The sequence below is a fragment of the Streptomyces sp. NPDC052299 genome, assembly GCF_040679335.1.
In the GTDB taxonomy this organism is placed as follows: domain Bacteria; phylum Actinomycetota; class Actinomycetes; order Streptomycetales; family Streptomycetaceae; genus Streptomyces.
This window is the reverse complement of record NZ_JBFAUP010000025.1, coordinates 87454-100655: the sequence shown is the minus strand read 5'-3', so window position 1 is coordinate 100655 and position 13202 is coordinate 87454. Positions and strand designations below refer to the sequence as shown.

11 protein-coding genes and 1 pseudogene are annotated in these 13202 nt (G+C 70.5%); 6 read left to right on the top strand and 6 right to left on the bottom strand.

Annotated features, from left to right (window positions below):
- Positions 1-136: 136 nt before the first annotated feature.
- Positions 137-1090 (bottom strand): heme o synthase, encoded by a 954-nt coding sequence (locus AB0L33_RS31370; protein ID WP_365686791.1) that lies wholly within the window; start codon positions 1088-1090, stop codon positions 137-139.
- 435 nt (positions 1091-1525) lie between these two features.
- On the opposite strand from AB0L33_RS31370, the gene tkt reads away from it, so the two are divergent.
- The 6 genes and pseudogenes from tkt to AB0L33_RS31340 all read left to right on the top strand — a co-directional run bounded on the left by tkt (position 1526) and on the right by AB0L33_RS31340 (position 8559).
- Positions 1526-3613 (top strand): transketolase, encoded by a 2088-nt coding sequence (gene tkt, locus AB0L33_RS31365; protein ID WP_365686789.1) that lies wholly within the window; start codon positions 1526-1528, stop codon positions 3611-3613.
- A 32-nt stretch (positions 3614-3645) separates the two neighbouring features.
- Positions 3646-4764 (top strand): transaldolase, encoded by a 1119-nt coding sequence (gene tal, locus AB0L33_RS31360; RefSeq protein ID WP_365686788.1) that lies wholly within the window; start codon positions 3646-3648, stop codon positions 4762-4764.
- 5 nt (positions 4765-4769) lie between these two features.
- Positions 4770-6302, top strand: a complete 1533-nt coding sequence (gene zwf, locus AB0L33_RS31355) for a glucose-6-phosphate dehydrogenase (protein ID WP_365686787.1) — start codon at positions 4770-4772, stop codon at positions 6300-6302.
- Positions 6299-7321, top strand: coding sequence for a glucose-6-phosphate dehydrogenase assembly protein OpcA (gene opcA / locus AB0L33_RS31350; RefSeq protein ID WP_365686786.1), 1023 nt, complete (start codon positions 6299-6301; stop codon positions 7319-7321). Before zwf ends, opcA begins: the two co-directional genes overlap by 4 nt.
- Positions 7318-8103, top strand: coding sequence for a 6-phosphogluconolactonase (gene pgl / locus AB0L33_RS31345; RefSeq protein WP_164401360.1), 786 nt, complete (start codon positions 7318-7320; stop codon positions 8101-8103). Before opcA ends, pgl begins: the two co-directional genes overlap by 4 nt.
- A gap of 97 nt (positions 8104-8200) precedes the next feature.
- A pseudogene (locus AB0L33_RS31340) lies at positions 8201-8559 on the top strand (VOC family protein).
- Positions 8560-8598: 39 nt separating this feature from the next.
- Here AB0L33_RS31340 and pgi read toward each other — a convergent pair.
- From pgi to AB0L33_RS31315, 5 genes are all read right to left on the bottom strand, one after another.
- Positions 8599-10251 (bottom strand): glucose-6-phosphate isomerase, encoded by a 1653-nt coding sequence (pgi, locus tag AB0L33_RS31335; RefSeq protein WP_365686784.1) that lies wholly within the window; start codon positions 10249-10251, stop codon positions 8599-8601.
- A 150-nt stretch (positions 10252-10401) separates the two neighbouring features.
- Positions 10402-10737 (bottom strand): RNA polymerase-binding protein RbpA, encoded by a 336-nt coding sequence (locus tag AB0L33_RS31330; RefSeq protein ID WP_073864697.1) that lies wholly within the window; start codon positions 10735-10737, stop codon positions 10402-10404.
- 109 nt (positions 10738-10846) lie between these two features.
- Positions 10847-11083 (bottom strand): preprotein translocase subunit SecG, encoded by a 237-nt coding sequence (secG, locus tag AB0L33_RS31325; RefSeq protein WP_143618920.1) that lies wholly within the window; start codon positions 11081-11083, stop codon positions 10847-10849.
- A 110-nt stretch (positions 11084-11193) separates the two neighbouring features.
- On the bottom strand, positions 11194-11970 hold the full coding sequence (gene tpiA / locus AB0L33_RS31320) for a triose-phosphate isomerase (RefSeq protein WP_365686782.1): 777 nt from the start codon (positions 11968-11970) through the stop codon (positions 11194-11196).
- A 6-nt stretch (positions 11971-11976) separates the two neighbouring features.
- Entirely contained in the window at positions 11977-13188 is a 1212-nt protein-coding gene (locus tag AB0L33_RS31315; protein WP_365686780.1) for a phosphoglycerate kinase, read from the bottom strand.
- Positions 13189-13202: the final 14 nt, after the last annotated feature.

The window sequence follows — 13202 nt, the reverse complement described above, 5'->3', positions numbered from 1 at the left end:
CTCCCCACCCCGGGGTGGGTCTCCCCCTCCCCCCACACGCCAAGCCACAGCACGCCCCGGGCGGTTATACACCCCGCCGCGGGGGGGGGGGGGGGCCCGCCCCCCCCCCCCCCGCCCGTCGGACGGAGCAGGGGTTCTACCGCAGGAAGGGGTCCACCGCCACGGCGACGAAGAGCAGCGACACATAGGTGATCGACCAGTGGAACAGCCGCATCTCCTTGAGCTTCGCGCCCGTCACCCCGGCCTTGGCCCGGTTGAGCAGCGCGTGCGCCTCCCAGAGCCAGAAGCCGCCGGTCAGCAGCGCCACGGCCGTGTAGAACCAGCCGGTGTAGCCCAGCGGGGTGAGCAGCAGCGAGACGGCGACCATCACCCAGCTGTAGGCGACGATCTGGCGGGCGACCACCCGGTTGGACGCGATGACCGGGAGCATCGGGACGCCGACGCGCGCGTAGTCGTCCTTCACCTTCATCGACAGCGGCCAGTAGTGCGGCGGCGTCCAGAAGAAGATGACGGCGAAGAGGATCACCGCGGCCCAGGACATCTCGTTCGTCACGGCGGACCAGCCGATGAGGACCGGCATGCAGCCCGCGATGCCGCCCCAGACGATGTTCTGCGCGGTGCGGCGCTTCAGCAGCATCGTGTAGATCACGACGTAGAAGAGCAGGGCGCCCAGCGACAGCGCCGCCGACAGCCAGTTGACCAGCAGCCCGAACCAGACCGTCGAGACGACCGCGAGGGTGATGCCGAACGCCAGGCACTCGCGCGGGCTCACCATGCCGGTGACCAGCGGGCGCTGCGACGTACGGTCCATCAGCGCGTCGATGTCGCGGTCGATGTACATGTTCAGTGCATTGGCACCGCCGGCGGACAGATAGCCGCCGATGGTGGTAGTGAGCACGAGCCACAGGTCGGGTACACCCTGAGCGGCCAGGAACATCACCGGAACAGTGGTGATCAGCAACAGCTCGATGATCCGAGGCTTGGTCAGTGCCACGAATGCCTTGACACGGGCCCCGAATGGGCGTTGGCCCCCTGGGCTCGGAGTCAAGGCGACCCCTGCGGGTCGGGACTCGACGGCCGTCACGCACACCCCTGACAGAGAAATCCCAGCAAGCTCCGGGCGTGAGGGCCCAGTAAAGACTTGCGCGAACCCGACCACTGTAGACGTTGGGGACAGGCCGCCCTTCGCGGGGGTGGGGTCGTGTTGATGTGGCGCGGACGGTCGCCGGGGACCGCCTCGTACGCACGAGTGACGCACTGGTGTCGGAGGGTTCGCGCGACCCGCTTCGGGGACCCTCGCAACCGCGCCCGGGGCCGCTCTTCGGAGCGCCCAGGAGTGGCTCTCCGCGCTCATCGGAGAAGCCCATCGGTGAGCCCTTCCGCTCATACGGGAGGCGGATTCCACGGGCCGCCCGCACCCTGGTAGGAGCCGGAAAACACGGGTACGGACGGGGGTAGGCTCGACAGCATCCGGTGCGGTCACAGTCACCGGTCTACAACAGTTGGAGAGGAGCCCTGACTCAGGGTGAGCACCAAGCCGACCACCACAGACCTCCAGTGGACCGAATTGGACCAGCGGGCCGTGGACACCGTCCGCGTCCTCGCCGCGGACGCCGTACAGAAAGTCGGAAACGGCCACCCGGGCACGGCGATGAGCCTGGCTCCCGCCGCGTACACCATCTTCCAGAAGGTGATGCGGCACGACCCGGCGGACGCGGACTGGACCGGCCGCGACCGCTTCGTGCTCTCGGCGGGCCACAGCAGCCTGACCCTGTACATCCAGCTCTACCTGGCCGGCTACGGCCTGGAGCTGGACGACCTGAAGTCCTTCCGCACCTGGGGCTCCAAGACCCCGGGGCACCCGGAGTACGGCCACACCACCGGGGTCGAGACGACGACCGGCCCGCTGGGCCAGGGCGTCGCCAACGCCGTGGGCATGGCCATGGCCGCCCGCTACGAGCGCGGCCTGTTCGACCCGGAGGCGGCCCCTGGCACCTCCCCCTTCGACCACATGGTGTGGGTCGTCGCCGGTGACGGCTGCCTCCAGGAGGGCATCTCGGCCGAGGCGTCGTCGCTGGCCGGCCACCAGAAGCTGGGCAACCTGGTCCTGCTCTGGGACGACAACCACATCTCCATCGAGGGCGACACGGAGACCGCGGTCTCCGAGGACACCGTCAAGCGCTACGAGGCGTACGGCTGGCACGTCCAGCGCGTCGACCAGCTGCCCAACGGCGACCTGGACCCCGAGGGCCTCTACAACGCGCTGCTGGCCGCCAAGGCCGAGACCGAGCGCCCGTCGTTCATCGCGGCCCGCTCGATCATCGCCTGGCCCGCCCCGCACGCCCAGAACACCGAGGCGTCGCACGGCTCGGCACTCGGCGACGACGAGGTCGCCGCGACCAAGAAGGTGCTCGGCTTCGACCCGGAGAAGAGCTTCGAGGTCGCCGACGAGGTCATCGCGCACACCCGCCGCGCCCTGGACCGGGGCCGCGAGGCGAAGGCCGAGTGGGAGAAGGGCTTCGCCGCCTGGCGCGCCGCCAACCCCGAGCGCGCCGCCGACTTCGACCGCATCGCCGCGGGCGAGCTGCCCAAGGGCTGGGAGGACAGCCTGCCGGTCTTCGAGACGGGCAAGGGCGTCGCCACCCGCGCCGCGTCCGGCAAGGTGCTCCAGGCGCTCGGCGGGATCATCCCCGAGCTGTGGGGCGGCTCCGCCGACCTGGCCGGTTCGAACAACACCACGATCGACAAGACGTCGTCGTTCCTCCCCGCGGGCAACCCCCTGCCGGAGGCCGACCCGTACGGCCGCACGATCCACTTCGGCATCCGCGAGCACGCCATGGCCGCCGCGATGAACGGCATCGCGCTGCACGGCAACACGCGCATCTACGGCGGCACCTTCCTGGTGTTCTCCGACTACATGCGCAACGCCGTGCGCCTGTCCGCGCTGATGCACCTGCCGGTCACCTACGTGTGGACGCACGACTCGATCGGCCTCGGCGAGGACGGCCCGACCCACCAGCCGGTCGAGCACCTGGCCTCGCTGCGCGCCATCCCGGGCCTCAACGTCGTGCGCCCGGCCGACGCCAACGAGACCGCCATCGCCTGGCGCGAGATCCTGCGCCGCTACACCAAGGTGTTCGGCAAGGGCGCCCCGCACGGCCTGGCGCTGACCCGCCAGGGCGTGCCGACGTACGAGGCGAACGAGGACGCGGCCAAGGGCGGCTACGTGCTCTTCGAGGCCGAGGGCGGCTCCCCGCAGGTCGTGCTGATCGGCACGGGCTCCGAGGTCCAGCTCGCCGTCGAGGCGCGCGAGGAGCTCCAGGCGGCCGGAATTCCGACCCGCGTGGTCTCGATGCCGTGTGTCGAGTGGTTCGAGGAGCAGGAACAGGGTTACAAGGACTCCGTCCTGCCGCCGTCGGTCAAGGCACGCGTGGCCGTCGAGGCGGGCATCGCCCTGACCTGGTACCGGTACGTGGGAGACGCCGGCCGGATCGTCTCGCTGGAGCACTTCGGCGCGTCGGCGGACGCGAAGGTCCTCTTCCGCGAGTTCGGCTTCACCGGCGAGAACGTCGCCGCCGCCGCCCGGGAATCCCTCGCCGCCGCCACGCGCTGACCGGTATACGACTAGTAGGAGATGCATTTCTCATGACAGACGCACTCAAGCGCCTCTCCGACGAGGGCGTGGCGATCTGGCTCGACGACCTCTCGCGCAAGCGGATCACCTCGGGCAACCTCGCCGAGCTCATCGACGAGAGCCACGTCGTGGGGGTCACGACCAACCCCTCGATCTTCCAGAAGGCCATCTCGCAGGGCGACGGCTACGACCAGCAGCTCGCCGACCTCGCGGCCCGCAAGGTGACCGTCGAGGAAGCGATCCGCATGATCACCACCGCGGACGTCCGGGACGCGGCCGACATCCTGCGCCCGGTCTTCGACGCGACGGACGGCCAGGACGGCCGGGTCTCCATCGAGGTCGACCCGCGCCTGGCGCACGACACCACGGCCACGGTCGCCGAGGCCAAGCAGCTGGCCTGGCTGGTGGACCGCCCGAACACGCTGATCAAGATCCCGGCGACCAAGGCGGGCCTGCCCGCGATCACCGAGACGATCGGCCGGGGCATCAGCGTCAACGTCACGCTGATCTTCTCGCTGGAGCGCTACCGCGCGGTCATGGACGCCTACCTGGCGGGCCTGGAGAAGGCGAAGGCCGCGGGCCTGGACCTCTCCAAGATCCACTCGGTGGCGTCCTTCTTCGTGTCCCGCGTGGACACCGAGATCGACAAGCGCCTGGACGCCATCGGCGGGGACGAGGCCAAGGCCGCGAAGGGCAAGTCCGCCCTGGCCAACGCCCGTCTCGCCTACGAGGCGTACGAGGAGGTCTTCGCCGGTGAGCGCTGGGCCGCCCTGGACAAGGCGCACGCCAACAAGCAGCGTCCGCTGTGGGCCTCGACCGGCGTGAAGGACCCGGCCCTCAAGGACACCCTGTACGTGGTGGACCTCGTCGCGCCGAACACGGTCAACACCATGCCGGAGGCGACTCTGGAAGCGGTGGCGGACCACGGAGAGATCACCGGCAACACCGTCGCCGGTGCGTACGACCAGGCCCGCGCCGACCTCGACACGATCAAGAAGCTCGGCGTCGACTACGACGACGTCGTGCAGGTGCTGGAGGACGAGGGCGTCGAGAAGTTCGAGACGGCCTGGAACGACCTGCTCAAGTCGACCGAGGCGGAGCTGCAGCGCCTCGCTCCCTCGAAGGGCTGACCACTTTGTCTGGTGTTCCCGGAGCCAACCCGCTCCGTGACGCCCAGGACCGACGGCTCCCGCGCATCGCGGGGCCGTCGGGCCTGGTCATCTTTGGCGTCACGGGCGATTTGTCCCGTAAAAAGCTGATGCCCGCCGTCTACGACCTGGCCAACCGCGGCCTGCTGCCGCCAGGCTTCTCGCTCATCGGTTTCGCGCGCCGCGACTGGGAGGACGAGGACTTCGCCCAGGTCGTCCACGACGCCGTCAAGGAGCATTCCCGTACCCCCTTCCGCGAAGAGGTCTGGCAGCAGCTCAGCCAGGGCATGCGCTTCGTGCAGGGCAACTTCGACGACGACGTGGCCTTCGAGACCCTGAGGGCCACGATCGAGGAGCTGGACAAGGCACAGGGCACGGGCGGCAACTTCGCCTTCTACCTGTCCGTCCCGCCGAAGTTCTTCCCCAAGGTCGTCCAGCAGCTCAAGAAGCACGGGCTGGCCGACCAGAAGGAAGGCAGCTGGCGCCGCGCCGTCATCGAGAAGCCGTTCGGCCACGACCTGAAGAGCGCGCAGGAGCTCAACCAGATCGTGCACGACGTCTTCCCGCCGAACGAGGTCTTCCGGATCGACCACTACCTCGGCAAGGAGACCGTCCAGAACATCCTGGCGCTCCGCTTCGCCAACACGATGTTCGAGCCGATCTGGAACCGCAGTTACGTCGACCACGTGCAGATCACGATGGCCGAGGACATCGGCATCGGCGGCCGGGCCGGCTACTACGACGGCATCGGCGCCGCCCGCGACGTCATCCAGAACCACCTGCTCCAGCTGCTCGCGCTGACCGCGATGGAGGAGCCCGGCTCCTTCCACCCGAAGGCCCTGGTCGCCGAGAAGCTCAAGGTGCTCACGGCGGTGGAGCTGCCCGAGGACCTGGGCAAGCACACCGTGCGCGGCCAGTACACGCACGCCTGGCAGGGCGGCGAGGAGGCCGTCGGCTATCTGGAGGAGGACGGCATCGACCCCAAGTCGAAGACCGACACCTTCGCCGCGATCAAGCTGACGATCAACAACCGCCGCTGGGCGGGCGTGCCGTTCTATCTGCGCACCGGCAAGCGGCTCGGCCGCCGGGTCACGGAGATCGCGGTCGTCTTCAAGCGCGCCCCCTACCTGCCGTTCGAGTCCGGCGCCACCGAGGAGCTGGGCGGCAACGCCCTGGTCATCCGGGTGCAGCCGGACGAGGGCGTCACGGTGCGGTTCGGCTCCAAGGTGCCCGGCACCTCGATGGAGGTCCGGGACGTCACGATGGACTTCGCGTACGGCGAGTCCTTCACCGAGTCCAGCCCGGAGGCGTACGAGCGGCTCATCCTCGATGTCCTGCTCGGCGACGCCAACCTCTTCCCGCGCCACCAGGAGGTCGAGCTCTCCTGGAACATCCTCGACCCGATCGAGGAGTACTGGGACACGCACGGCAAGCCCGCCCAGTACCCGGCCGGCACCTGGGGTCCGGCCGAGGCGGACGAGATGCTCGCACGCGACGGACGGAGCTGGCGCCGGCCATGAAGATCGATCTCACCGAAACCACGTCCAGCAAGATCAACCAGGCGCTCATCTCGGCCCGGCGCGCCGTCGGCGCCCCGGCGATCGGGATGGTCCTCACCCTCGTCATCGTCACCGACGAGGAGAACGCCTACGACGCGCTGAAGGCGGCGAGCGACTCCTCGCGGGAGCACCCCTCGCGGATCATCGCCGTCATCAAGCGGCTCAGCCGTTCGCCGCGCACCCGCCGCGACGCGCGTCTCGACGCCGAGATCCGGGTCGGTTCCGACTCGGGCTCCGGCGAGACCGTGGTGCTGCGGCTCCACGGCGAGCTGGCCAACCACGCCCAGTCGGTCGTGCTGCCCCTGCTGCTGCCGGACGCCCCGGTGGTGGTGTGGTGGCCGCAGGACTCCCCCGCCGACCCGGCGAAGGACGCCCTCGGCGCGCTGGCCCAGCGCCGGATCACCGACACCTACTCGGCCGAGCACCCGCTGGAGGAGCTGGGGGTGCGCGCCGCCACGTACCGGCCCGGTGACACGGACCTGGCGTGGACGCGCATCACGCCGTGGCGTTCGATGCTGGCCGCCGCGCTCGACCAGCAGCCGGCCGAGGTCGTCTCGGCCACGGTCGAGGGCGAGGCGGACAACCCGAGCTGCGAGCTGCTGGCCATGTGGCTCGCGGACCGGCTCGGCGTCCCGGTGGAGCGCACCACGTCCGGCGGCCCCGGTCTCACGGCCGTCCGGATGGTCACCAAGAGCGGCGACATCGTCCTGGACCGGGCCGACGGCTCGCTCGCCACGCTCTGCATGGTGGGCCAGCCGGACCGCGCGGTGGCGCTCAAGCGGCGCGAGACGGCGGAACTCCTCGCGGAGGAGCTGCGGCGGCTCGACCCGGACAACATCTACGAGTCGACCGTGAAGTTCGGCGTGGACCGCCTGGAGAAGGCGGGTCCGGGCGAGCCCGCCAAGGCCCCCGCCCCGGCCTCGGACAAGGCCCCCGCCGCGAAGAAGGCCGCCCCGGCGAAGAAGGCGGCGGCCAAGTGACCGGAGTCCCGCAGCTCGTCGTGCACCGCGACAAGGAGCTGATGGCGCAGGCCGCCGCGGCCCGGCTGATCACGAAGATCGTGGACGCCCAGGCCGCGCGCGGCGACGCCTCGGTGGTGCTCACCGGCGGACGCAACGGCAACGGCCTCCTGGCCGCGCTCGCCGCCGCGCCCGCCCGGGACGCGGTGGACTGGTCACGGCTGGACCTGTGGTGGGGCGACGAGCGGTTCCTGCCGGAGGGCGACCCGGAGCGCAACGTCACGCAGGCCCGCGAGGCCCTGCTGGACGCCGTGCCCCTGGACCCCTCGCGGGTGCACGTGATGCCGGCGTCGGACGGCCCCTACGGCCCGGACGCCGACGCCGCGGCCGCCGGGTACGCGGCCGAGCTGGCCGCCGCCGCGGCCCCGCAGGACCACGGCCCGGTGCCGGAGTTCGACGTGCTGATGCTGGGCGTCGGCCCGGACACGCACGTCGCCTCGCTCTTCCCGGAACTGCCCGGGGTGCGCGAGACCGAACGCACCGTCGTCGGTGTGCACGGCGCCCCCAAGCCGCCGCCGGTCCGGGTCTCCCTGACGCTGCCCGCCATCCGGGCGGCGCGCGAGGTGTGGCTGCTGGCCGCGGGCGAGGACAAGGCGGAGGCGGTCGCCATCGCCCTGTCCGGGGCCGGCGAGATCCAGGCTCCGGCGGCCGGCGCGTACGGCCGAGCCCGCACGCTGTGGCTGCTGGACGCGGCGGCGGCCTCCCGCCTGCCGCGCGCCCTGTACCCCCCGGCCTCCGCCTGACCGGCGGTCAGCGGGGTTGCCCTCGGGCCCGGTTCGTCCTTCGGGGCGGGCCGGGCCCGGCGCGTTTCCGGGGGCGACACGTGAAAGGCTCGCCCCCATGCGTATCGGAACCGTGGTGATGGGCGCGTCGGACGTGGCGCGGGCGGCGGCCTTCTGGAAGGCGGCCCTGGGTTACGTGGAGCGGGAGCCGGCCGGCGACGACTGGGTGGTCCTGGTCCCCGCCGAGGGGCCGGGCACCGGGCTCGCCCTCGGCCGCAGCGATTCCCCGGTGCAGGAGGTGCCCCGGGTCCACCTCGACCTGTACACGGAGGAGCAGGACGCCGAGGTGGCCCGGCTGCTCGCGCTGGGCGCGGCGGAGGTCGACTGGGAGCTGTGTATCCCAAGGACCCGGACTTCGTGGTGCTGGCGGACCCGGAGGGCAACCGCTTCTGCGTCATCGACACGACGCACGGCTGAGGGGCCCCGCCCGGAACGGCGGGGCCCCTCGGGCCGGACTCAGCGCCCCCGCAGCTCGCGGTAGGTGGAGACGAGCGCGGCGGTCGAGCTGTCCAGCTGCTCGCCGCCCTTGCCCTCGGTCAGGACGGGCTCGATCTTCTTGGCGAGGACCTTGCCGAGCTCGACGCCCCACTGGTCGAAGGAGTCGATGTTCCAGATGGCGCCCTGGACGAAGACCTTGTGCTCGTACAGCGCGATCAGCTGACCGAGGACGGACGGGGTGAGCCGGTCGGCGAGGATCGTCGTCGTGGGGTGGTTGCCCCGGAACGTCTTGTGCGCCACCAGCTCCTCGGGGACGCCCTCGGCGCGCACCTCGTCGGGCGTCTTGCCGAAGGCGAGGGCCTGGGTCTGGGCGAAGAAGTTGGCCATCAGCAGGTCGTGCTGGGCGACCAGGCCGGGCAGCAGGTCCTCGACCGGCTGCGCGAAGCCGATGAAGTCGGCCGGGATCACCTTCGTGCCCTGGTGGATCAGCTGGTAGTAGGCGTGCTGGCCGTTGGTGCCGGGGGTGCCCCAGACGACCGGTCCGGTCTGCCAGTCGACGGGGTTGCCGTCGCGGTCGACGGACTTGCCGTTGGACTCCATGTCCAGCTGCTGGAGGTAGGCGGTGAACTTGGACAGGTAGTGGCTGTAGGGCAGCACCGCGTGCGACTGGGCGTCGAAGAACGCGCCGTACCAGACGCCCAGCAGGCCGAGCAGCAGCGGGGCGTTCTCCTCGGCCGGGGCGGTGCGGAAGTGCTCGTCCACGAGGTGGAAGCCGTCCAGCATCTCGCGGAACCGGTCCGGGCCGATGGCGATCATCAGCGAAAGCCCGATGGCCGAGTCGTACGAGTAGCGGCCGCCGACCCAGTCCCAGAACTCGAACATGTTGGCCGTGTCGATGCCGAAGTCCGCGACCTTCTCCGCGTTGGTCGACAGCGCCACGAAGTGCTTGGCGACGGCCTCCTGACCGGCCCTCAGGCCGGTGAGGAGCCAGTTGCGGGCGGAGGTGGCGTTGGTGATCGTCTCGATCGTGGTGAAGGTCTTCGAGGCGATGATGAACAGCGTCTCGGCCGGGTCGAGGTCGCGAACGGCCTCGTGCAGGTCGGCGCCGTCCACGTTGGAGACGAAGCGGAAGGTGAGCGAGCGGTCCGTGAAGGAGCGCAGCACCTCGTACGCCATGGCGGGGCCCAGGTCCGAGCCGCCGATGCCGATGTTGACGATGTTCTTGATGCGCTTGCCGGTGTGGCCGGTCCACTCCCCCGACCTGATCCGGTCGGAGAAGGCCGCCATCTTGTCGAGCACCGCGTGCACGGCCGGCACCACGTTCTCGCCGTCGACCTCGATGACGGCGTCGCGCGGGGCGCGCAGGGCGGTGTGCAGGACCGCCCGGTCCTCGGTGGTGTTGATCTTGTCGCCGCGGAACATGGCGTCGCGCAGGCCGAACACGTCGGTGGCCGCCGCCAGTTCGCGAAGGAGGGTCAGCGTCTCGTCGGTGACGAGGTGCTTGGAGTAGTCGAGGTGCAGGTCCCCGACCCGCAGGGTGTACCCGGTGCCGCGCTCCGGGTCGTCCGCGAACAGCCGGCGCAGACCGACCGGCCCGAGCTGCTCACGGTGCTTGCCCAGCGCCGCCCATTCCGGCGTCTGGTTGAGCCTGGTACGGCTAGTTGCGTTCATCCCGGACATCAGCCCACTTCTCTCGTAACCGCAGTTCCCCGCTGCCCCTCCAACCTAATTGATCAGGCGGCCGGACGTGACAGCGGCAGGCTGCGGCACGACACAAGCATTCCGGCCGGGCACCCAGGGGTGTCCGGCCGGTGAACGTCTTCAGATCTCGCCGCGGAGCTTCGCCAGCGCCTCGGCGAGGATGGCCTCGCCGTCCGCGTCGCTGCGGCGCTCCCGTACGTACGCGAGGTGCGTCTTGTACGGTTCGGTGCGCGGCGGGTCGGGCGGGCTCTCCGGGTCCTGGCCGGCCGGGAAACCGCAGCGCGGACAGTCCCAGGTGTCCGGTACCTGCGCGTCATGGGCGAAGCTGGGCTGCGTCTCGTGCCCGTTCGAGCACCAGAAGGAGATGCGGAGCCGTGGCGCGGACTCGCCGCGCTCGGCCTCCCCCATCGGCCCCGCCCCGACCCGGCTTCCCCGGATCGCGTTGCCACTTGCCACGGTCGTAACTCCCTGCGTGATGGTGCTCGAAGATGCCCCAGTCTACGTAAGGCCCAACGCGCGTCCAGTGAAAGGAGTTACACCGTCACCGGGAAACGCGTACCGCGGGTCAGTTGTCCAGCTTGATGAGCAGACCAAGCACCACGATGCACGCGAACCAGGCCAGACCGACCACGACGGTGATGCGGTCGAGGTTGCGCTCGGCGACCGAGGAGCCGCCGACGGAGGACTGCATGCCGCCACCGAACATGTCGGAGAGACCGCCGCCCTTGCCCTTGTGCATCAGCACCAGCAGCATCAGCAGCAGGCTGAAGACGATCAGGGCGATCTCGAACCCCAGAATCACGGCTGGTCCCTACTTTCCGGAAATACCGACTGCGTGTGCGAACAACGGGGGCCGGGAGGTCGCCCTCCCCGGCCCCCGCAAGGGTACGACGGATCCGCGCTACCGCATACTCACTGGTCGCGGAAGCGGACGATCTTGACGAACTCGTCCGCGTCGAGCGCCGCGCCGCCGATCAGGGCGCCGTCGACGTCGGGCTGGGCCATGATCGCGGCCACGTTGCCGGACTTCACCGAGCCGCCGTACTGGATGCGGACCGCGTCGGCCAGCTCCTGCGAGTACAGCTCGGCGAGGCGGACGCGGATCGCACCGCAGACCTCCTGCGCGTCCTCCGGGGTGGCGACCTCGCCGGTGCCGATGGCCCAGACCGGCTCGTAGGCGACCACGATGGACTCGGCCTGCTCGGCCGGGATGTCCTTCAGGGCGCCGTCGAGCTGAGCGAGGGTGTACGCGACCTGGTCCCCGGCCTTGCGGACGTCCAGGCCCTCCCCGACGCAGAGGATCGGCGTCAGGCCGTGCTTGTACGCGGCCTTCACCTTGGCGTTGCAGACCTCGTCGGTCTCGCCGTGGTACTGGCGGCGCTCGCTGTGGCCGATGGCGACGAAGGTGCACTTCAGCTTGGCGAGCATGGGGCCGGAGATCTCACCGGTGTACGCGCCGGAGTCGTGCGCCGAGATGTCCTGGGCGCCGTACTTGATCTTCAGCTTGTCGCCGTCGACCAGCGTCTGCACGGAGCGCAGGTCGGTGAAGGGCGGCAGGACGGCGACCTCTACGGCGTCGTAGTCCTTGTCGGCCAGGGCGAAGGCGAGCTTCTGGACGTGTGCGATGGCCTCGAGGTGGTTGAGGTTCATCTTCCAGTTGCCCGCCATCAGCGGGGTGCGGGTGGTCATGAAAGGTCAGTCCTCCAGAGCGGCGAGGCCGGGAAGCGTCTTGCCCTCGAGGTATTCGAGGCTGGCACCGCCACCGGTCGAGATGTGTCCGAACGCGTTCTCGTCGAAGCCCAGGATGCGGACCGCGGCGGCGGAGTCGCCACCGCCGACCACGCTGAAGCCCGAGGAGTCGACGAGGGCCTGGGCGACGGCCCGGGTGCCCTCGGCGAAGTCGGGGTGCTCGAAGACGCCCATCGGGCCGTTCCAGAAGACGGTGGCCGCGTCGGCGAGCTTCGATGCGTAAAGCTTGTTGGTCTCCGGGCCGTTGTCCAGGCCCATCTGCCCGGCCGGCATGGCGTCGGCGGGGACGGTGTCCGGGTGGGCCGGGGCCTTGGTCTTCAGGTCCGGGAAGGCGGGCGCGACGACGACGTCGACGGGGAGCACGAACTCCACGCCCTTCGCCTCGGCGCGCCGCAGGTACTCCTGGACCGCCGGGATCTGGTCCTCCTGGAGCAGCGAGCTGCCGACCTCGTGGCCCTGGGCCTTGAGGAAGGTGTACGCCATGCCGCCGCCGATGAGGATGCGGTCGGCGCGCTCCAGCAGGTGGTCGATGACGCCCAGCTTGTCGGAGACCTTGGCGCCGCCGAGGACCACCGCGTAGGGGCGCTGGACGTCCTCGGTGAGCTTCTTCAGGACGCCGACCTCGGTGGCGATGAGGTCGCCGGCGGCGTGCGGGAGGCGGGCCGGGAGGTCGAAGACCGAGGCGTGCTTGCGGTGGACGGCGCCGAAGCCGTCGCCCACGTACAGGTCGGCGAGCTCGGCGAGCTGGTCCGCGAAGGCGCCGCGCTCGGCGTCGTCCTTGGAGGTCTCGCCGGGGTTGAAGCGGAGGTTCTCGATGACCGCGACCTGGCCGTCGGCGAGCGCGGCGACGGTGGCGCGGGCGGACTCGCCGACCGTGTCCGTCGCGAACGCCACGTCGGCGCCGAGCAGTTCGCCGAGCCGGGTGGCGGCGGGGGCCAGCGAGAACGCCGGGTCCGGGGCGCCCTTGGGGCGGCCCAGGTGCGAGGCGACGACGACCCGGGCGCCGGCCTCGGCCAGCTTCTGGACGGTCGGGGCCACGGCGCGGATGCGGCCGTCGTCGGTGATGGTGGTGCCGCTCAGCGGCACGTTGAGGTCGGCGCGGACGAATACCCGCTTGCCGGCGACCCCTTCGGCGAGAAGTGCGTCGATCGTCTTCATCTGTCTGGACTCCT